Consider the following 20,880-nt stretch of genomic DNA (forward strand, 5'->3'; position numbering starts at 1 on the left):
GCGCATCGGCCGAGCTCACAACTGCCTCGAGCACGCAGCGTCGTTGTGTTCGATCTCCTCCAACTCCGCCCACAACAGCTGGAACAGCAGCTGGGGCCACGCATCGGGCAGCCCTCGGCCGATGATGGAAATTCTGGTCCTGCGATCCGGCGAGGGCCATGTCGACAGTCGGGTCACCTCCGCCTTTCGATGGCTCGTGCCTTGAACGACGATGGGATAGTCGGCCGCGCCGGCGACATTCAGGATGCCCTTGACGCGCAGCAGCCGGCTGCCGGCGTTGGCCGACAACCCTTCCAGGAACAGCGACATCAATGCCGCCGGCAACGGCCGCTCCTCGATGATTGCGATGGCTCGCACATCCCGCAGATGATCGCGTCCCACGCTTTCGCGCGGCAAATACTCACCGAGCGGAGCGGCGAAGTCTTCACCCTTCCGCGAGCCGAACAGATCGTCACGGGACAGCTCATCAGCGTCGCTGCCATCGATCGCCGCGGTGGGATTCAAAGCGCGAATCAGCGTGACCAATCTCAGCGGCAACGGATGTGTATCCAGCTTGGTCAACTTGATCCGGTCCGCGAATATCACTTGCTGTCTGGCCTCCGCACAGCCCTCGAGGGTCTCCAGTCCCACGTCCACGGTCACGACCACATGACCGCGTGAAAACATTCCCGACATCGGCCCGCCCGGCCCGATGAGCTGCAGAACCGCCAGCGGGTCGGCCAGACCGGAAGTCTCGACCACCACGCGCTCGACGTCGATCTCTCCTCGCCGGGCGCGGCTCCAGAGCGTTCGCAACGCATTCTCCAGTCCACTGCGAGCGCTACAGCACAGACATCCATTGGATAGCAGGATGGTCTGGTCCTCGCCGGTCTCCAGCAACTCATGATCGATGCCGACCACGCCGAACTCGTTCACGACCACCGCGGTACCGCTCATGTCCGGCTCCTGCAACAGACGGCGCAGACGCGTCGTCTTGCCGCTGCCGAGGAATCCGCTGAGGATGCCGACCGGAATCATCCCGCCTGCTCCGATATTTTGTCACGCGGACTATTCACGGCCAGGAGCCGCCGGAGACTTGCGAGGGTGGCGAGACTGCTGTTGCATGGTTTTTCGCGCACGCTCGCAATGCCGCCGCCCGCTTGTTTCGCGATCCACCAGAGCGCGACCGCATTTCCTGGATCGTACCGGACGACCACGATGCACGTTCGTGCGCGTACGGTGATGATGTTTCCTGCTCGAACCACATCGCCGTCGACCTGCCACAGCTCGAGACTGTGCCGAAGCAGGTCGTGCAACAGTGCGACCTTCTCGACGTCGGCAATGACCCCGGCCAACACGCTACGCCGCCCTCAGATTCGCAGGACGCCTGCTCGTCCAATCCGTGGCTCGCTGGTAGGCGTTTGCTATCCGATAGACGCCCCGCTCATCGAAGTAGTTGCCGACGATCTGCAAGGACAGCGGCAGGCCCGCGGAACTGAATCCTGCCGGCACGGCAATCGCCGGATGTCCGGTGACACTGAATGGATGACGACAATGTCTCGCCAACGCGCGAGTCTTCGCCGCGCTATCGCTCAGCGGATAGGCCGGGTCCAGATTGGTAGCCGTGATCGCCGCGTGCAGTCCGTCGAATGCTGCGTTGGTGGCTCTGGTCAAACGGGCTCGCCAGCGCTGCGCGTCGATATAGTCCGCCGCGGACACGGTCGCACCCGACATGATGCTGGTTCTGGCATGCTCACCGAGCTGCGCAAAACGCTGTGTCAGCAAGCCGCGAAAGATGGCATAAGCCTCGGAGAACAGGATCAGCGCGCAACAAGCGCTGAACTCTTCTCTCCGAGGTAGACGAATCTCGACGATCTCAGCCCCCAGCTTCTCCAGCAACGTCGCTGCCTGGTCGAGGGCCGTGACCTGTTCGGGATGAGCTGTCTCATCGCCCGCGTAGAAGTGACGTATGAGCCCGATTCTCAATCCCACCACACCGCGGTCGAGTGTCTCGATGTAGTTGGTGCGAGCTTTCGCGTTCGTCGCCGTCAGGCTCTGCAACACCAGAGCGTTGTCTCGTACGGTTCTCGTCAGCACGCCGACGCAATCGAGACTGTGAGCCAAAGGAATGATGCCGTTGCAACTCAACAGGCCGCGCGTCGGCTTCATTCCAACGACACCGCAGTTGGCCGCTGGACTTCTGACCGAGCCCCCCGTGTCGGTGCCGATCGCGGCAGGCAACATGCCCGCGGCGACCGCGACCGCGCAGCCGCTGGAGGAACCGCCCGCGAAATGATCGTCCGCCCAGGGATTGATCGGCACGGGCCACGGCAGATCGAAGGAAGGACCGCCAATCGACAGTTCGTGCAGGGCGAGCTTGCCCATCATGACCGATCCAGCATCGATGAGCCGGCGGGTCACCGCCGCATGTGCGTCCGGAATGTTGTTGACGATCGCGGCGGAATTGCCGGTCGTCGGCATGCCGGCGTAGTCGATGACGTCCTTCAGGCCGTACGGAATGCCATGCATCGAACCGCGCCACTGACCCGCCATGATTGCAGCTTCAGCGGCTCGAGCATCGCTCAATGCCTGCTGCGGACTTTGCATCAGGAATGCGTGCAACCGACCGTCGACGGCGGCGGTGTGATCGATCAACGCCTGCGTGTATTCCACTGGCGAGAGCCTGCGCTGCCGTATCAGCGATCCCGCCGTGGCCAGCGGCATGAAAGGCAGCACGCTCATTCCGTCTGCTCCGGTTCGCCCGGCGACATCCAGAATGGCGCTTCATGCCATTGCAGATCGCGAGGCAAATGCGCGAGCAACGATCGGGTGGCAACGTATCGGCCGCCGATGGCCGTCACGATCCCGGCATCCGGGTCGACGAATCCCGCATCCGTGGCCAACCGTCGATACAATTGCTGCTCGATGCGTTCGTCTTCCATTGGGATACCTGCTGACGCCATCCCCACGCGTCAGCGCCGACCCGCCCGGATATGCTCCGGTATCGAGCGGTGCAGATACCTGCCGCCCGCGGCCGGGATGAATAGTTCACCGCGCTCCATCACGACCGCTCCCCTGAGCACGGTGACGATGGGCCATGCATGGATCTCGTGACCTTCCCAGGGCGAGTACTGGGCCTGATACAAATCCTGCCTGGCGAGTGTGCCGCGCCGGTTCGGATCGAGAATGACGATATCCGCGTCGCTGCCGGGCAGCAGCACGCCCTTGCGCGGATAGAGCCCCATGATCCTGGCTGCATCCGTCGCGACCAGATCGACGAATCTTTCTAAAGAGATTCCTCGTCTCACCACCGCCTCGGTGTACATGACGGCGATGCGCGGCTCGACGCCGCTGAAACCGCCGACGGTGTCGACGATCTGCGCACCCGCAGTCTTCTGCTGCAGCGAGCAGCAGATGTCATCCGTCGCCAGCGTCTGAATCGTGCCGTCCGCCACGCCATCCCAAAGCGCATCCTGGTCCTGCTGGGATTTCAAAGATGGGTAGGTGTGATAGATCTGGCCATCGGGCCGCAGATAATCATCGGCAGTGAAGCGCAGATACTGTGGCAAGGTCTCGGCGTAAACCGGTAGCGACCTGGCTTGCGCCTCACGCACTGCCTGCACACCTGTGCTCGCCGAGACATGCATCATGTACAGCGCCGTGCCGGGGACATTCTCCGCCAGCCGCAACACCTGGCGAAAGCTCAAATCCTCCGAGAGCCGGCTATGCACTTGCGCGAGATGCTTGAAATGCCCCTGGCCCTGCGCCATGAGCTTGGCAGTCATGTGCATGACCAGCTCATCGTCTTCGGCGTGCACGACTCCCAAGCCGCCCGCTTTGGCGAGCACCTGGAAGATCTCCCACAGGTCGCCGGTGTCGATCTTGGCCCCGCTCCACTGCGGCAGGATGTTCGTCGTGAACATTTTCACCGTCGGATACCCGGCTCGGATCGCCTCGGCGAGTTCATCCAGGGTCCGCTGCGACGGATCCGAATGCATCATCAGGTGATAAGCGTAGTCGCAGGGGCATTTGTTGGAAAAGTCGGCATCGCGGGCGCGGATGCAAGTCTCGATGCTGTCGGTCGCCGTCACGCGAGCGAAATCGATGAGCGTAGTCGTTCCGCCATGTAATGCCGCGCGGCCAACGTGATCGGTGCCCTGAGATCTCGGTCGTTCCGAGCCGCTGCTGTGACCAATGGGCCAGTACATGTGCACGTGAGGATCGATGCCGCCGGGCATGACGATCATTCCGGTGGCATCGATCCGCCGCTCCGCCTGGCACTCCACGAGGGATCGCGGCGGAAAGATGCCCGCGATTCTCTCACCCGCGATGGCCACGTCTGCGATATTCGAACCGCTCGGCGTGACGACCTTGCCATTGGAGATGATCAGGCGATACATCGCGTGCTGCATGACATTCAGATGACTCCCTCGGCAGCGAGCCGGCTCAGTTCCTCGCGGTCCAGCTCCAACATCTCGCCGAAGATCGCGGTGTTGGATGCCCCGAGCGATTCGCTAGGAATGGCAGGCTCGCGCATGCTGCCGTGAAAGCGTAAGGGACTGCCCGGCAGCACGACTCTGCCGAGCTCCGGATGATCGATCCATTCGAGCATGCCGCGCTCGTGCATGTGCCGATCGTTGACCACCTCGGGCAACTCCCGCACCGGGCTACAGATGAACTTGTATTCAACGGAAAGCTCCGCGAGCTGTTTGCGACTCTTGGTTGCCGTCCATGCCGCGACGACAGCGTCGGTCTCGTCCATGTTGGCAACCCGCCGCGCGTTGTCCGAGAAGCGCGAGTCGGTGGCGAGATCCGGCCTGCCCATCGCATCGGTCAATCCCCGCCAATGACTCTCCAACTGGCAGATCAATGCGACGTGGCCGTCGGCGCAGGAATAAACATTGTAGGGCGCGACCGATAGGCCGCCGTGACGATTGCCGGTGCGCGCCGCGCCCTTGCCGCCACTGCTGTACAACATGCCGAGATTGGAAGCCAAAGTGGGAAACACGGCTTCGAGCATCGCCACCTCTACCAGCCGGCCTTGCCCACTGCGCTCCCGATCGAACAGCGCAGTCACCACGGCTCCGTAGAGATGCACGCCGCTGATGATGTCGGCGAATGCCACGCCGGATTTCAGCGGTCCACCGTCCGCGAAACCCGTGACGCTCATGGCGCCGCTCGCCGCTTGAATCGTCAGGTCCATCGCCAATTGCTCGCGATCCGGCCCGGACAGACCGAACCCGGTGCCCGAGGCATAGATCAGCCTCGGATTCATGGCCCGCAGTACCGGCCAACCCACACCGAGCCTGTCCAGCACGCCGGGCGCGAAATTTTCGATCAGCACGTCGGCCCGTCGCACCAGCCGGAGCAGCAGATCGCGGCCGCGTTCCGTCTTGAGATTGATCGTGACGCAGCGCTTGTTCGCGTTCAGCATACAAAACGGCAGCGATGCACCCCGCCCCACGGTGGAGCGACGACGAGCCGGCTCTCCGGCAGGTGGTTCGACCTTGATCACCGTCGCGCCGGCCTTCGCCATCAGGAACGTTGCATACGGTCCCAAATAGATCTGACCGAGATCCACCACGACGACGCCATGCAGCGGCAGCGCGCGAGGCGGCCCGTCGCTCGTCGCACCCACGGACGTATCGTCAGAAGCAGTGTCGCTTCCACTCATTTGTATCTTCCGTCCCGCGCAGTCGAAGGAGTGAACAGCGGCACGTCCACCGATCGTCGTCGGGTCACCTGCAAGCTGAGCTCCTGATCGATCCTCAGCTGCTCCGGATCGTCGACGCCGACGATGTTGCTGATCAAACGCGGACCTTCCCGCAACTCGATCAGCCCGACGGTGTACGGAATCGAGTCCGCAAAGGCCGGCACGAACGCGTGGTGATACACCACCCAGCTCACGAGCTTCGCGGCCCCACACGCGTCCAGCCGATCGATGCGATTCCCCAGACATCCCGGGCACTCGGTTCTCTCTGGAAGCCAGCAGTGCGCACAATCGCGGCAGCGCTGATAAGTGAGCTTGCCATCGCGTAGCGCGTGGTACGCCGCCACGTGCTCGGACTCGGGCCCTGCTGAATCTGCTTGCATGATCTTCAGTTACCCAGAATCAACGTGGAGTGAGTGTGCATGACGCCCCCCTGGTTGCTGATCACGCAGGTCTTCGCGTTCGGCACTTGTGTAACGGCGTCGCCGCGCATCTGACGCACGCCTTCGATGATGAGCTGCATGCCCGGCATACCGGTTTCGGCCAGCAACCCGCCAGCGGTATTGATCGGCAGACGGCCGCCGACTTCCAGAGCGCCGTCCTCGACGAATCGGCCGCTCTGCCCCGGCTTGCAGAAGCCGTAATCTTCCAGCGTCATCAGCACGACGATCGAAAAGCAGTCGTAGAGTTGCGCGACGTCGATGTCGGCGGGCTTCAGCCCAGCCATCGCGAATGCGGTCGCCGCCGAGGATGACGCCATGGTCGAGGTGAGCCTCGGACGTTGCGCGATATCCAGCGACGTTTGTCCTTGTCCGAAGCCGAGAATGGGCACCGGCCGTTGCACTTTCAGCTCGCGAGCCCGCCTGGCGCTCATCACCACCACACTTGCGGCACCGTCGCTGACCAGCGCGCAGTCGTCCCGTCGCAATGGCGAGACGAGATAGTCACGCGCCAGGTACTCATCCAGCGTGATCGGCTTGTTGCGTAGTTGGGCGTTGCTATTGGCGGCGGCGTTTCTGCGGCTGTTCACCACGACCGCGCCGAGATGCTCGGGTCGCGTGCCTAACTCGCTCATGTGCCGACGCGCGACCATCGCATACCCGGCTGGCACACCGCCCCAACCAAACAACGCGCCTTCGCCCCGGGCGCGACTGTAGACACTTCGATCGCCCGTCTTGGGATTGTCGGCGAACGTGACGACCGCGATCTCGCATTGACCATGCTCGATGGCCATCGCTGCATAGCCGATCAAGCTGGCGTTGGCCGCCCCGCCCTGATCCCACACGCCGCCCACTCTCGGGCTGATGCCCAGGGACTCCGCCAGCCTCTGTCCATATAGAAGTTCCGGAGCCGACGTCGGTCCTTTCACCAGCAAGGCATCGACGTCCGATTTACAGATATTTGCATCGTACAAGGCATTGCGAACCGCCTCGGCATGCAGGGAGTGCGTGGAGCGGCCCGGCAGCGATCCGTATTTGGTGTGACCGACACCGGCGATGACGTATTTACCGCGCATGTTCAGGACGCCGTGAACTTCGGTTCGCGCTTTTCCTTGAACGCCGCCTGTCCTTCCTTTGCATCCTCGGTTTGCAGCAGCGTTCGACCGACCAGTTGCTCCATTCGCAGGCCTGCCGCCAGATCCATGTCGCGACTGCGAATCGCCAGCTCCTTGGTCGCCTGGACCGCGAGCGGCGCATTCTTGGCAATCCGCTCCGCGATCGCGCGCGCCTCGACCATGAGACTTTCTCGGCTGGTGACGCGATTGATCAACCCCCATCGCAACGCTGTCTGCGCGTCGATTGCGTCTCCGGTAAGGAGCATTTCCATTGCAATCGCATGAGGCAACTGGTGGACCACCCGTTGCGTGCCGCCATTCGCTGCGATGACGCCACGCTTGACCTCGGCCAGGCTGAAGGTGGCGCTCGCGACGGCCAGCCGGATATCGGTGGCGAGCATCAAAGTAACGCCGCCGCCGATACAGAAGCCGTTGATGGCACTGATGACGGGCTTCCATACCTCCAGGCCGCGATTCAGCAACTGATCTTTCTGGGTCAGCCACTGCTCGGCCCAGTGAAAGTCGCGCGACAAGTAGGACTTGATGTCCGCACCGGCCGTGAACGACTTCTCACCCGCTCCGGTGATGATCGCCACGCGAATCTCCGGATCGTCGCGCACTCTCGTCCAGGCCTGCGACAACAGACGGTAGTGCTCCGCGTCCATCGCATTGAGGCGCTCGGGCCGGTTGATGGTGATGGTGGCAATATGCTGCGAGAGTTCGATGTCGATGGCCATGGCTCACCGGTACTGGCTGATGAGGCTGCGGGCGACGACCATGCGTTGCACCTCAGAGGGACCCTCGCCGATGCGACGAATACGCAGCTCTCGATACCATCGTTCCAGGGGCAGTTCCTCGGAAACACCGAGCGCACCGAAGATCTGCACACAGCGATCGATCACCCGTCCGGCCGTCTCGCTGGTGGTGAGCTTTGCGATCGACGCATCCACCCCCGGATCCTGACCAAGATCGGCCTTCCACGCAGCTTGATACGTAAGCAGCCTCGCGGCGCGAATTTCTATTTCACTGTCGGCCAGCATCCACTGGATGGCCTGCTTGTCGGCGAGGTACGAACCGAACGTCTTGCGCTCGGTCGACCACTTGACCGCCATATCCAGCGCTGCCTGTGCGACCCCGAGCGTCGTGATCGAGTAGGGAATGCGCGTTTCCACCAGCCACTTCTTCGCGAGATTGAAGCCTTCGCCCTCCTCGCCCAGTCGATGCGCGACTGGAATCCGGACATCTTTGAAAGCCACCTCGCAGGGCGACCACGAGCGAATGACCGGAATCGGACGGACGGTCATGCCTTCCGGCCGGCCATCGACGATGAATGCGGTGATGCCACCGCGCGAGGTATCGTCACCGGTGCGTGCGAAGAGAATGCCCCAGTCCGCTGTGTCCGCCGCAGAGATCCACATCTTGCTGCCGTTCACCACGTAGTGGTCGCCATCGCGAACGGCGCGCGTACGAATCGAGCGCGCCGGGTCGGATCCTCCGGACGCCTCGCTGATAGCCACATAGGCCTTCTTGCCCTGAGCCACCGAAGGAATCCCGAATCCTTCTATCTGTTCGCGCGATCCTTCCCAAATGACATTCGGCGGGTCTGCGCCGAAAGCACCGCAACCGGCGCTGTACAAGCCCATCTTGCATTGGGCTGTTTGCTCGGCAACCACCGTTTGCGCGAGCAACCCAAGGCCCGCCCCTCCGTATTTGGCGGGCGTGCGGTAGCACCACAGCCCCATCTCGTCTTTCACTTTCTTCTGCAGGGGCGCCAGCTTTTCCGGCGGCAGCTTGTAGGCATCGTGCTCGACACCGTCCTCCACCGGCCGCACCTCGGTCGCCATGAACTTGCGGACCGTATCCCGCAGCAGCGCCAGCTCCTGCGGCAACTCCCATGCCCCCAGACTCACATCGTTCATAGATAACTCTCGATCCACCTTGCGCAATGTTTTTTATGGCGGCTCGTCCAGCGAGCAGCCGCGACACTCTGTGACGCTCTTAAAGAGTGTCGTCGCTCGAGAATCCGCAAAGCGCCCCGGCTCGATCGGCCACCGCCCCACCGATTACGGCTCTCGACCGGCAAACACTCTTTAGCAGAACGACGTGGCCGGGCCGGCTGCGCCCTGTGAACACACTGCGCGAGAGTTGCCCATGAACGGGGATACGACGATGACCGCCGCCGAAGCCTCGCCTGAGGCAGAAGCGCCAGGCTTGCGAGCCCACGCGGCGCTGATCGTCCTGGGCCTGGTGAACATGTTCAACTACATGGACCGCACCGTTTTCTCGGTGCTGCTGGAATCCATCAAGAGCGAGCTGCTGCTGTCGGATGCGCAGATGGGAATTCTCGGCGGGCTGGCCTACGCGGCCTTCTATGCCATCTTCGGCTTGACCGTCGGCTGGATGGCCGATCGCTATCACCGTGTCAGGATCATCTCGACCTGCCTTGCGGTCTGGAGCCTGGCTTCGATCTTCTGCGGCCTGGCGCGATCGTTTCTGCAGCTGTTCTTTGCTCGACTCAGCCTGGGCGCGGGAGAAGCCGGCTGTATTCCCTCAGCGCATTCCATCATCGGCGATTGCTTTCCGCCCCAACGGCGTGCGCTCGCCATCTCGGTATTCACCGGCATCGGCTTGATCGGCACTCTCATCGGCCTGACCGCCTCGGGCGTGCTGCTGGAACGGGTCGGCTGGCGCAATGTATTCATCCTCTTCGGCCTGCCCGGACTGGCGCTCGCATTGCTGCTGCCACTGCTGCTCAAAGAGCCGGTACGCGGCAGATTCGAGCGCACCGGCTTGCCGACCCGATCGCCGCCGTTGATCCAGGCCATCCGAAGTGTGTTGGCCGTTCGCACCGCGCGCCGCCTCCTGATCGCGACCACCCTCTATTACTGCATCTTCGGCGCCTGGGTATGGGTTCCGACCTATTACCTGCGCGCCTACGACATCAGCGCCGCGCAGTTCAGCACGCTCGGCGGCTTGTGCCTGGGCATCGGCTCCATCGTCGGCATCATCGTCGGGGGCATTCTGGTCAATGCGCTGATCGGTCGTAATCGACTCTGGGAATTCTGGTTCCCGGCGCTGACCGCATTGCTCACCGCTCCGCTGTTCCTGCTGGTCTACCTCACCGAGAACATCGCCGCTTCCTATGTGTTCCTGTTTCTCGGCGCAACGGCGGTGGGGCTGGGCATGGGACCGAGCCTCGCTTGCATGCATATCGTGACGGAACATCGGGTTCGCGCAACGGCAATCGCGTTGGTGGCATTCTTCACGTCCATTTTCGGCTACGGCCTGACGCCCGTCGTGATCGGCCTGCTGAGCGACGGCTTTGGCGCCTGGTTCTCCGTCGATGTCGCCACTTCACTGCGCTGGGCGATGCTGTGTCCGCTGCTGCTTTCGATTGCAGCGGCGCTGATGTACTTCGTCGCGTCCAGGTCCGCGCACCAGGACGAAGTCAATTGACGGAAGCTGCATTCATCTCCGGCCATGGCGCGGCGTGAGCCATCAGGTACCCATGTGAACCAACGAAACTTTGCCAACGGTCCGCTCTCCGATCTTCGCGTGCTGGAGCTCGGCACGCTGCTCGCCGGACCGATCTGTGGACAACTGCTCGGCGACATGGGCGCCGAGGTGATCAAGATAGAGCCGCCGGGCCAGGGCGACCCGCTGCGTGTGTGGGGGCGCGAGACGGCTGGTGACAAGTCACTGTGGTGGCCGGTCGTCGCGCGCAACAAGAAATCCATTACGCTCGACATGCGCCAGCCGCAGGGCCAAAGCGTGTTCAAGGATCTGGTACGACAGGCCGATTTCGTGCTGGAGAATTTTCGGCCGGGCACGATGGAAAGATGGGGCTGCGGTTACCAGCAGCTGGCGCAAATCAATCCACGCCTGATCATGATCCGCGTTTCCGGCTTCGGCCAGACCGGGCCGTACTCGAGCCAGGCCGGCTTCGGCGCAATCGGCGAGGCGATGGGTGGGCTACGATACGTAGTGGGCGATCCAAGCACGCCGCCCTCGCGCACGGGCATCAGCATCGGCGATTCGCTCGCAGCTGTTTACGCCTGCCTGGGCGCACTCTCCGCACTTCACTATCGTGAACGGACCGGTCGCGGCCAGATCGTCGACTCCGCCATCTACGAAGCCGTTCTCGCCATGATGGAATCGTTGGTCACGGAATACGATCAGACCGGTTATATCAGGGAGCGCACCGGTGCGATCCTGCCGAATGTCGCGCCGTCCAATGTTTATCTCACCATCGACCAACAAATGGTGCTCATCGCCGCCAATCAAGACACTGTCTTCAAGCGTCTCGCCGCAGCGATGGGGCGACCGGAACTGGCGCAGGATCCGAGGTATGCAACTCACATCGAGCGCGGCAAACATCAAGAGGAATTGGACGCGCTGGTGAACGAGTGGACCCGCACACTGTCACGCACCGAGCTGCTGCAAACGATGCAAACGCATGGCGTGCCGGCCGGACTGATCTATCGCGCCCCCGAGATGCTGGCGGATGCCCATTTCAAGGCGCGCGAAGCCATCGTGAGCGTGCCGCATCCGGATTTCGGCACGTTGCAGATGCAGAATGTCGCACCGAAATTATCCGCGACACCAGGCCGCATCCGCAGCCCCTCTCCGGCGCTGGGCGAACACAATCAGGAAATATTTCTGGAACTGCTCGGCATGAGCGCCGAGCGCTTCGACGAACTGCGCACCGCCGGGGTCATCTGAGGCTCACTGCGCCGCCGGGACGCAAACCTGTGAGGCTCGCGGAAAGCCGCCGGTCTTTACCAGCATGCCGGGCACCGCTCGGCCGAGCTGTTGTTGCAGCCATTGACTCGTCTCGATGAGCGCATCGAGACGCAGGCCGGTGTCGATGCCGCTGCGATCGAGCATATAAAGGAGATCTTCCGTCGGAATATTGCCGGTGGCAGCCGGCGCGAAGGGACAGCCGCCGATGCCGCCCGCGCTCGCGTCGAGCGCGTCGACACCCGCTTCTACTGCCGCATAGGCATTGGCGATGCCCGTGTTGCGCGTGTTGTGAAAGTGACAACGCAGACGCATGCCCGGCACCACTTCACGCACCCGCGCGATCATCTCGCGCACTTGCGCCGGCACGCCCACGCCAATGGTATCGGCAAGCGCGATTTCGTACGGGCCACCTGCGGCGACCTGTCTCACAACATCGAGAACGCGTTCGATGGGCACTTCACCTTCGTACGGACAACCGAAAGCGGCAGACACCGTCACCTGAGGACGCACACCCACGGCACGCGCAGCCTCGGATATCTCCAGCCAGGCATCGATGGATTGCTGAGTGCTCATGCCCTGATTGCGACGATTGAAAGTATCGCTCGCGATCACAGCCATGCCGATTTCGTTACAACCGGCGGCGACGGCGCGCTCGAATCCGCGACGATTGAGCACGAGCCCTACGTAATAAACACCTGCGGTTCGCCGCAGGCCAGCCAGCACCGCCTCTGCGTCGGCCATCTGCGGCACGCGCTTCGGATGCACGAAGCTCGTGACCTCGACCCTTCGCACGCCCGCATCGATGAGCCGCTCGATGAACTGAATCTTGATGTCGGTCGCGAGCATGCTCGACTCGCTCTGCAACCCATCGCGCGGTCCCACTTCGACGATTTCTATTCTCGGCATGCCCGCATGTATCCTCTGGTAACTCGCGCTTGCGTTGTACGAGCAACGCGGACTTCATTGTATCTTATTACGAAATGCGCTTCAGGGTTTCATCGAAGACCTTCAGATCCTGACAGGCCAAGTCGCTGACGCGCTCACTGTCGGCACACAAAGTGCGTAGCTGCCACCCGGCCTCGCTCAACTCGAGCATGCGCGGCGTTTTGGATCAGTTCGATTGCAACTGAGCCAGGACCGACCCTAGCGAATTGATACCCCAATGTTCGACATAGCGACCGTCTCGAACCCGAACGATGTGCGGGCCACTAACGCGCTTGCTTCTTTCTAACATCTGCGCCTTCCAGACGTGTGGAACGGTCGAGGGATCGTGGATCTCGATCGGACCGGCAGACCACGCCATCCTCGCTAGCCACTGCGTGCGCGGAATTCAGTAGAATTAGGGGGCTTGCCCCGTCAGCCACCAACGCGCTCGAACGAACCGTATCTGCAATATGACCTTCAGTCGACCGAAGTGTCTTTCCGCCTCGCTACTCGCCGCAGCCTGTGCGATCGGCGCCTTAGCCGCTATGTCGGTCCAAGCGCAGTCCGTGAAACAGCCGGTCCAAGTTCTAAACTCCTTGCCGGTGCCAGCGCCGGTCGATCATGAGTTCGCCGGTGTCATCGAAGTGAATGTCGAGGCGACTGACGTGGCACGAAAGCTGTTCGTCGTTCGTGAAGTCGTGCCCGCTCAACAGGCAGGCTCGATGACACTGCTTTACCCCCGCTGGGAAGCCGCGAGCCACGGCCCGAGCTTGACGGTCACCGATCTCGCCGGCCTGGCCGTGGAACTCGACGGACGGCCATTGTCATGGCGCCGCGACCCGATCGAGCCGCATGCCTTCCATCTCGACATCCCACAGGGCGCACGGACAATCGAACTGCGCTATCAGATCGTCGCTGCCGAAGAAACAATGTCACCGGACATGATCGTCGTGCACTGGCAGCGGCTCATTCTCTATCCGGCGGGATGGTATGCACGAAATCTTCCGATTGCGGCCACCATCACGCTGCCCGCCGGTCTGCAGCCCGTCACGGCGCTGGATGTCATACCGACACAGCGAGGCGCAGTATCTCTTGCCACCGTGTCGCTCGAAACCTTGCTCGACTCACCCGTCTATGCGGCCCGCTATCTAACGCGGATTCCCCTTTCCTCGGCCCCCAAGGCGCGAGCGACGCTCGCTCTAATGGCAAGCCGCGCGGACGATCTGGCCGTGGCGCCCGAGCGGATCGACTCGTTTCGGCGAATGATCGCCCAAACTTCTGCGGTGTTCGGACCTGCTCCCTTCCGGCGCTACGAATTCCTTGCAAGCATGAGCGATGACGCCTCCTCAGGTGGGACGGAGCATCGCAACTCCAGTGAGATCTCGCTGCCCTCGAACTACTTTCGCAACTGGGATGCCCAGCTCAACAACCGCGACATCATCGCCCATGAGTTCGTGCATGCGTGGAATGGTCTCTATCGCATCCCCGCCGACCTTTGGGCGCCCACGCCGAATGTGCCCCAGGGCGGCGGCCTGCTATGGGCCTATGAGGGGCAGACCGAATTCTGGGGGCGCGTCTTGGCGGCGCGCGCCGGCCTGCGCAGTCCTCAGGAGACCCTTGACCAACTGGCGCTCGACGCCGCAGCAATCGCAAACCGACCCGGCCGCGCGTGGCGAAGCTTGTCCGACGACGTAAACTATCCCTCGTTCATGCTTCGCAAGCCCGTGCCATGGCCGGACTGGCAGCGTCGAAAGGATTATTATCATGAAGGCGTCATGCTGTGGCTCGCGGTCGACTCGCTCCTCCGGGAGCGCAGCGCTGGGCATAAGGGCATCGATGACTTTGCCGGGCTGTTCTTCGCGGGTGCCTCCGCAGAAGCGCCATCGCAAACATATATTTTCGAGGAGCTGTGTGCCGCGCTGAATACCGTCGTGCCTCACGATTGGGAAACCGAGCTGCGCCGATGGGTCAATGGCCATCAGGAAGTCGATACAACCGCCGGGCTGGAGCGACACGGCTGGCGGCTCGTCTACACCGAGACCCCAACGACCGCTTTCCGGCAGAACGAAGACGAGCAAGGCGGCGTGGATCTCTTCTATTCCATCGGTTTGAAGGCGACCAACGGCGGCGTGGTGAGCGCAGTCGCCTGGGAGAGCCCAGCGTTCAACGCAAGTCTCGCGCCGCGCGCGAAGATTGTCGCCGTGCAGGGCCAACCCTTCAGCAAGGAGCGCCTGGTGGAGGCAGTACGCGCTGCTCAACAATCTCCGGTTCAACTGACGATCGAGCAGGACGGTCGCCGCGCGGAGCGAACCATCGCCTATACAGGAACGCTGCGTTATCCACGCCTCGTGCGAATTCCAAGCAAACCGGATACGCTGACCGAGCTACTGTTGCCTCGATAGGCGTACTCGGAATTCGAGTGCCCCCGGCCATCGGGGCGCGGGTCGGACCCGTAGTGTCTGAAAATTCCGTCGTCAGGCCGCTTCTCGATGATAGAAGTTGAGCATTCCACCGAGTCTCTCCCGGCGCTCTACCCGACCAACTAGATTGATAGGGCCATCAGAACGCTTCAGCAAGCGATTCTGCAGCCCCTGGTGATTGCGCTCTTCGTGATAATGCGCCACATAGTGCGTCAGCGCGCGTCAGGTATCTCATCCTGGAGAGCCTCGCCAGTAAGGAATGCACCAACGAGCAGATCGCAGCGAGACTCTGCCTGCATCCGCGCATGCTGCAGCGAAGGCTTCGCGCGGAACACACCTCGTTTGATCTCATAAGAGACGAGGTTCGACGCGAAGTCGCATTGCGCTATATCAAGGCCGCAACATGCCGTTGAAGCGCGTCGACAGCTGCGGCGCAGACAGTCAGCCGAGCTCGCACCTCCGCCTTGTTAGTTGCGCTTCCCACCAGGGCTTGCAGACGTCTAGGAACGAAACAGCAAAGATCGCCATGTGTCCGTCAGGCGATGGCCTCGGCGACGAGCCGGTCTGACATCTTATGGTTGAACCAATTCGGGTAGACTGGCGCGAGTGCGGTAGCTGAGTCGAGGCTGGCCACCTCCTCCGCGGTTAGCTTTACTGCTATGGCGCCCAAATTGTCCTTCAATTGATCCGGCTTCGCAGCCCCTAGAATCACACTCGTCACAGCGTCCTTCGCGAGCAGCCAGGCGAGTGCGACCTGCACGACCGTGCTCCCATGGCTGCGTGCGATGATTCGCATCTGATCCAACACTGCCAAGCCATGCTCCCTGTCAAAGGGCAGCAAATCGAATCCAGGGTTGCGCTTACTCGGATCGCTGAGACTCTCGCGAGTGTACTTGCCACTAAGAAATCCAGAAGATAGTGGACTCCACACCGTGAGCCCCAATCCGTACATTCGCATCATCGGGAGCACTTCCCGCTCCACATCCCTGCCTAGCAGTGAGTAGTGCATCTGCCCATGTGTGAATGGCGCGAGGCCGTTTGCCTTTTGGCATTCAAGGGCTGCTGCGGCCTTCCAAGCGGGCCAGTTGGAAAATCCGAGATAGCGCACCTTGCCAGCGCGTACCAGCGAATCAAGGGCGCTGAGTGTCTCTTCCATCGGGGTATGCGGGTCTTCCTTGTGCGCGATGTAGACATCGATCCAGTCGGTCCCCAAGCGGCGCAGGCTCTGCTCCGCTGCATCGAGGATGTGCCGACGGGACAGTCCTGCCTGGGTCAGCGGCGTGCCAGTGCGAAAGCCGACCTTTGTAGCGATCACAACTTGCTGACGGCGCCCCTTCAACGCGGCACCAAGTAGTCTCTCGGATTCGCCGTCGGCATAAATGTCCGCTGTATCGAACAGGGTGACGCCGGCATCGACAGCCATGGCTACCAGGTCCTCCGCGACCTGAGCACCCGCTTTAGCCAATGCACCTACATCTTTGGCGCCTGCTGTGAACGTCATCGTTCCAAACGCGAGGCGGGAAACCAACAGGCCAGTGGAGCCAAGAAACTGGTGCTGCATGAGTGCGGTTCCTTCAAGACATGATGTTCTCTGGCTGACACGCCGCCGTGCGAACCGCGGATCTCGCGGCTCGCACTGTGTTGGGTTCCAGCGAAGCCTTAGACTGTCTTCTTGAGCGCTGCGGCCAGTTCCTTGCCCAGCGGCCCGGCGGACGCGGGGTTCTGGCCGGTGATGAGACGTCCGTCCACCACCACATGCGGCTGCCAGTTTGCCGCGGAGGAATACTCGGCGCCCTCCGCTCTCAGCGCGTCTTCCAGCTCATAGGGAACGTCTTCGCGAGCGTAGTCATACTCTTCTTTCTTGGAGAACGACGTGAGCTTCTTGCCGCGCACGAACGGCACGCCGTTACCGAGATCCACGCCTAGCAATGAGCAGGGACCATGACACACGGCAGACACGATCTTGCCGGTGCTCCACGCACGCACGACTGCATTCTGCACCTCGGCGTTACGTGCGATGTCGACCATGGGTCCGAGGCCTCCGGGAATCAGGATGGCGTCGTAATCGGCGGCGTCCACCTCGCATAGCTTGCGGCTGCGGTTCAAGCGGCGGAATGCCTTGCTTCCCAGAAACTCTTTCTGCGCCGGATCCTTCTCGTCATAGGCATCGTACGGAGTCCATCCTCCGGAGGGCGATGCAAACTCCACGGCGATACCCGCCTTGTCGAGTGCTTCGAACGGATGAGCGACCTCGGCGAAAAAGAAGCCGGTCTTGCGACTGTGGGGCCCGATCACGGGCGCGTTGGTGACGATGAACAGGACATGCTGGGTCACGGTGATGCTCCTTCGTTGTGTATCGAGACGGTCAGGAGGCAGCGAAGCGCGAACGGTGTTCGTGAAACGCCGCCTCTGGAGTTCGCTGTGGCATCAAGATTAGGAGCGTTCCGGCCGTGTCGAAATTATATAAATCGTTTACGCAGGAGTAACACATCCCGATGATTCTCTACGCGCGCACGGCGCGTTACGGTTCTGCAAAACACCTTCCATGACATGAGGAATGCAGATGACCGACACCGCCACCTTGCCCGCTCCGCTTCAATCCATTCGCTGCAATCATTTGTTGGTGCTGGAGCTGGACATCAAAGCCGTGCAGCGGATCGGCACGGATACCCTTGTTGGAGTGGTTGGCGGCGGACGTTTCGAAGGAGCGCGCCTGCGAGGTCGCGTGCTCGACGGCGGCAGTGACTGGCAACGAGTAATGCCGGACGGCACCGTTCTGCTCGACTGCCGCATCGTTCTGGAAACAGCCGAGGGCGAGTTGATTGCGATGACCTATCAGGGAGTGCGCTCCGGTCCCGCTGAGGTCATGGCTCGCCTCGCACGGGGTGCGGAGGTACGCGCCGACGAGTACTACCTGCGAATCGCACCGCTGTTTCGTACCCAATCACCAAGTCATGTGTGGCTCAACGAGATCGTGGCGGTCGGAGCCGGGCAGCGTCTGCCGACTGGCCCGATCTATAACGTCTTCGAAGTGCTCTGATGCCGGCACTACAGCAGATGTACAGTCAGCATCAGTAGCAGCAGGGAAGCAGTTCGCTTGCCATCGTCGTCCTGCTGCAACCAGTAGGCGTCGACGGACACAGCGCTTCCAGCATCGACGCCGAGGCCCGCGCCCCACATGTTACGAAACCAGCCAGGTCCACCCTTCTCGTAGAACGCCTCATCGAGCAGCTGCCAGCGAACGACGTATCCTCCATAGTTGGCGGGCTGGGTGAGGCGAATTCTGTTTCGATAGCGCATCGTGCCGGCATCGCTGAAGACGCCGAGATTGCGGTCATCGATCCTGATCGTACCCAGGTCCAAGAAGAACGTCGCAGCCGTGCGCAGTTGCTGCTCAGTGTTGCCTCCTTCGGCAATCACAAGCGTCGGCGCAGCGGTCAAGTGCAAGTACGACGACACTGCGGCCCGCGCTTCCAGCATCTGGAGCCCCAGATCGGTGGGGCCGAGTACGCCAATGGTCATCGCACTCAGCGAAACACTCGGAAACTCATCCGCACGCGCAGAGTTCGTAACAAAGAGACCGACCGCGATACCCAGTGAACAGACCAGCTTGCCCGTCATCGCTTTTCCACTGTGTGCACGTCAGTTGAGATAGGCACGCGAAGCGCCGGCAATTGCGACCGCTATCCGTACCAAAGCGGCCAAAGAGCCCGCAGACATCTTTCGCATGACACGACTGCGATGTATCTGGACGGTAATGTCTGCAATCTCCAGCCGCCGGGCAATCTGCTTGTTGGAAAGGCCGTCGGTGACCAGCTCGAAGACCTGGCGCTCGCGTGCCGTCAGCTGTTCGTACCTGGAACGCAGCTCCCGAATCTGCACACGTCGGATCAGCGACGATCGGGCTTCTTCCAAAGCGTCACGCACTGCGCTCATCAGTTGATTCTCGTCGCAAGGGACGGTGAGGAAATCGACAGCGCCCGCCTTCACCGCCCGAACGCAGGAGGAAATGCAATGCTCTCGTGTAAGAAACATGATGGCCACTCCTTCCCGGGCCAGCGCATCCTGTAGCTCGAAGCAACTGGCATCCTGCAAAGTCACATCGAGAATCGCACACGCCACCGCTCCCGGCGTGAGACGAGAAGTCAGCTCGGAGGCCGAGCTCAAGCTGATGGCGCGCAGTCCCGCGGAGGCGACCGTGCTCTCGACCCACGCGCGAGTCGACTCATCCCTTTTCACAATGAATACGACCGGCTCGATACTCTTGCAGAGGTCCCGCTGGTCGATGCTGGATGTGAGAATCATCTGCCACCTCACTGAGGTCGATTGTGAGGTCGATTTTTATTCTTCGGGGCACGTTAGCCAAGTTAGTTGTGGTAAATCGCAGTACCGCTTGCTGCTTGCCAGGGGCTCATCCACATGGATGAACCCCTATCCCGGTCATGCGCGGCGGCTCTTCACCACGTCATCACGGCGCGGCCAATGATCTCGCCTGAACGCATGAGATCGAGGTACTCGTTGACCTGTTCGAACTTGAACTGCCTGGTGGTGTGACGGATCTTGCCCTCCGCGGCGAGTGCCAGCACCTCCATCAGGTCGATGTTGTTACCCCAATACGAGCCATGAAACGTCTGCTCGCGATTCACTCGCGGCAAGAGCGGCACATCGATTCGATCGCTCACCAGGCCAACGTTGGCATAGTGACCACTGATGCCGAGCAGGCTGAAGCCGAGCTGCATCATTTCCATGGCACCCGCACAGTCGATGATCGCATCCAGATCGGCTTGACCGGTGGCCTTGTCGAGCTCCTTGGCGACGTCCTTTGAAGATTTGCCTTTGACGGCGATGACGTGGTCGGCACCATAGTCCTTGGCAATGGCGAGCTTGTCGGGATTGCGAGCGAATGCGACGACCTTCGCCCCGCCGCCGAGCAACTTCGCATACTGAACGGCGTAAGCGCCGAGTCCACCGATACCGAGGATACCGAGCACTCTATCCGGGCCCAGTGCGCCAGCATCGCGGAGCTTCTTGATGCCTCGGTAAGGCGTCAGGCCCGCATCGGTCAGTGGTGCGATCTCATCGAACTTCAGGCGCGCATCGGCTTTGACCAGATATCGCGCTGGCACTGGCAGATATTCGGCGAAGCCGCCGTAGGGCCCAAACCCAGGCCAGCGCACATTCGCGCAAATATGAGTGTTGCCAGCCAGGCAATGCCGGCACACGCCATCGCCCCAGCCCGGAGCGACACCGACGTGATCGCCTTCCTGGAGGCCCGTTACTTTGGGCACCGCCTTGCCGATCTTGTGCACGACACCGGAAATCTCGTGGCCGATGGTGATCGGTGTGGGGATGTCGGCAAACGGACGAAAATAGCCGTCGATCAGCTGCGAGTCGGAGCGGCACATGCCGCATGCCTTGACCTGCACCAGGACTTCATCCGGTTGAATGTCCGGAACCGGCACGTCCTCGAGCACGACCGGCTTGCCGTACTCATGAATTCGAGCTGCTTTCATTGGCTTCTCCTCTTTCGCAATATTTGCAGTACTGGA

20 protein-coding genes are annotated in these 20,880 nt (G+C 61.7%); 4 read left to right on the forward strand and 16 right to left on the reverse strand.

Translation table 11 applies throughout. The annotated features are described in order from the left end of the window. Positions 1-15 precede the first annotated feature (15 nt). The 10 genes from EKO19_RS33600 to EKO19_RS33645 are packed head-to-tail and all read right to left on the reverse strand — an operon-like array spanning position 16 to position 9,163. Entirely contained in the window at positions 16-1,017 is a 1,002-nt protein-coding gene (locus tag EKO19_RS33600; RefSeq protein ID WP_129781806.1) for a CobW family GTP-binding protein, read from the reverse strand. After that, entirely contained in the window at positions 1,014-1,337 is a 324-nt protein-coding gene (locus tag EKO19_RS33605; RefSeq protein WP_129781807.1) for a hypothetical protein, read from the reverse strand. Before EKO19_RS33605 ends, EKO19_RS33600 begins: the two co-directional genes overlap by 4 nt. Before the next feature lies 1 nt (position 1,338). After that, positions 1,339-2,721, reverse strand: a complete 1,383-nt coding sequence (locus EKO19_RS33610) for an amidase (RefSeq protein WP_129781808.1) — start codon at positions 2,719-2,721, stop codon at positions 1,339-1,341. Next, complete coding sequence (locus tag EKO19_RS33615) at positions 2,718-2,921, reverse strand: hypothetical protein (protein WP_129781809.1); 204 nt, start codon at positions 2,919-2,921, stop codon at positions 2,718-2,720. The genes EKO19_RS33610 and EKO19_RS33615 overlap by 4 nt, the downstream gene beginning before the upstream one ends. Before the next feature lie 30 nt (positions 2,922-2,951). Beyond that, positions 2,952-4,391, reverse strand: coding sequence for a dihydroorotase (locus EKO19_RS33620; RefSeq protein ID WP_129781810.1), 1,440 nt, complete (start codon positions 4,389-4,391; stop codon positions 2,952-2,954). A gap of 5 nt (positions 4,392-4,396) precedes the next feature. After that, positions 4,397-5,617, reverse strand: a complete 1,221-nt coding sequence (locus EKO19_RS33625) for a CaiB/BaiF CoA transferase family protein (protein WP_217705767.1) — start codon at positions 5,615-5,617, stop codon at positions 4,397-4,399. Between the two features lie 32 nt (positions 5,618-5,649). After that, a complete protein-coding gene (locus EKO19_RS39615) occupies positions 5,650-6,072 on the reverse strand; it encodes a Zn-ribbon domain-containing OB-fold protein (RefSeq protein WP_129781812.1) in 423 nt (140 codons plus the stop codon). Between the two features lie 5 nt (positions 6,073-6,077). Further along, positions 6,078-7,205 (reverse strand): thiolase family protein, encoded by a 1,128-nt coding sequence (locus EKO19_RS33635; RefSeq protein WP_175597286.1) that lies wholly within the window; start codon positions 7,203-7,205, stop codon positions 6,078-6,080. 2 nt (positions 7,206-7,207) lie between these two features. Continuing rightward, entirely contained in the window at positions 7,208-7,981 is a 774-nt protein-coding gene (locus EKO19_RS33640; RefSeq protein WP_129781813.1) for an enoyl-CoA hydratase/isomerase family protein, read from the reverse strand. A 3-nt stretch (positions 7,982-7,984) separates the two neighbouring features. Continuing rightward, positions 7,985-9,163: an acyl-CoA dehydrogenase family protein gene (locus tag EKO19_RS33645; protein ID WP_129781814.1), complete on the reverse strand. Its 1,179-nt coding sequence runs from the start codon at positions 9,161-9,163 to the stop codon at positions 7,985-7,987. A gap of 232 nt (positions 9,164-9,395) precedes the next feature. On the opposite strand from EKO19_RS33645, the gene EKO19_RS33650 reads away from it, so the two are divergent. Then, positions 9,396-10,700, forward strand: coding sequence for a spinster family MFS transporter (locus EKO19_RS33650; protein ID WP_129781815.1), 1,305 nt, complete (start codon positions 9,396-9,398; stop codon positions 10,698-10,700). 24 nt (positions 10,701-10,724) lie between these two features. Beyond that, complete coding sequence (locus tag EKO19_RS33655; RefSeq protein WP_129781816.1) at positions 10,725-11,966, forward strand: CaiB/BaiF CoA transferase family protein; 1,242 nt, start codon at positions 10,725-10,727, stop codon at positions 11,964-11,966. 3 nt (positions 11,967-11,969) lie between these two features. On the opposite strand, the gene EKO19_RS33660 is transcribed toward EKO19_RS33655, so the two are convergent. Beyond that, positions 11,970-12,893 (reverse strand): hydroxymethylglutaryl-CoA lyase, encoded by a 924-nt coding sequence (locus EKO19_RS33660; RefSeq protein WP_129781817.1) that lies wholly within the window; start codon positions 12,891-12,893, stop codon positions 11,970-11,972. Positions 12,894-13,381: 488 nt separating this feature from the next. On the opposite strand from EKO19_RS33660, the gene EKO19_RS33670 reads away from it, so the two are divergent. Continuing rightward, positions 13,382-15,313: a M61 family metallopeptidase gene (locus EKO19_RS33670; RefSeq protein WP_217705769.1), complete on the forward strand. Its 1,932-nt coding sequence runs from the start codon at positions 13,382-13,384 to the stop codon at positions 15,311-15,313. A gap of 553 nt (positions 15,314-15,866) precedes the next feature. Here EKO19_RS33670 and EKO19_RS33675 read toward each other — a convergent pair. Both EKO19_RS33675 and EKO19_RS33680 read right to left on the reverse strand, forming a co-directional pair. Then, the gene (locus tag EKO19_RS33675) at positions 15,867-16,892 is read right to left on the reverse strand and encodes an aldo/keto reductase (RefSeq protein ID WP_129781818.1); all 1,026 of its coding nucleotides are present in this window, start codon (positions 16,890-16,892) and stop codon (positions 15,867-15,869) included. A gap of 98 nt (positions 16,893-16,990) precedes the next feature. Then, positions 16,991-17,665: a type 1 glutamine amidotransferase domain-containing protein gene (locus EKO19_RS33680; protein WP_129781819.1), complete on the reverse strand. Its 675-nt coding sequence runs from the start codon at positions 17,663-17,665 to the stop codon at positions 16,991-16,993. A gap of 229 nt (positions 17,666-17,894) precedes the next feature. Here EKO19_RS33680 and EKO19_RS33685 point away from each other — a divergent pair, with 229 nt between their 5' ends. Further along, entirely contained in the window at positions 17,895-18,371 is a 477-nt protein-coding gene (locus EKO19_RS33685; protein WP_129781820.1) for a DUF3237 domain-containing protein, read from the forward strand. Between the two features lie 8 nt (positions 18,372-18,379). On the opposite strand, the gene EKO19_RS33690 is transcribed toward EKO19_RS33685, so the two are convergent. From EKO19_RS33690 to EKO19_RS33700, 3 genes are all read right to left on the reverse strand, one after another. Beyond that, the gene (locus EKO19_RS33690; RefSeq protein ID WP_129781821.1) at positions 18,380-18,952 is read right to left on the reverse strand and encodes a hypothetical protein; all 573 of its coding nucleotides are present in this window, start codon (positions 18,950-18,952) and stop codon (positions 18,380-18,382) included. A gap of 21 nt (positions 18,953-18,973) precedes the next feature. Beyond that, entirely contained in the window at positions 18,974-19,636 is a 663-nt protein-coding gene (locus tag EKO19_RS33695) for a response regulator transcription factor (RefSeq protein ID WP_129781822.1), read from the reverse strand. A 152-nt stretch (positions 19,637-19,788) separates the two neighbouring features. Next, a complete protein-coding gene (locus EKO19_RS33700) occupies positions 19,789-20,844 on the reverse strand; it encodes an NAD(P)-dependent alcohol dehydrogenase (RefSeq protein WP_129781823.1) in 1,056 nt (351 codons plus the stop codon). Positions 20,845-20,880: the final 36 nt, after the last annotated feature.

This window comes from Peristeroidobacter soli, from assembly GCF_004138485.1.
GTDB lineage: Bacteria > Pseudomonadota > Gammaproteobacteria > Steroidobacterales > Steroidobacteraceae > Steroidobacter > Steroidobacter soli.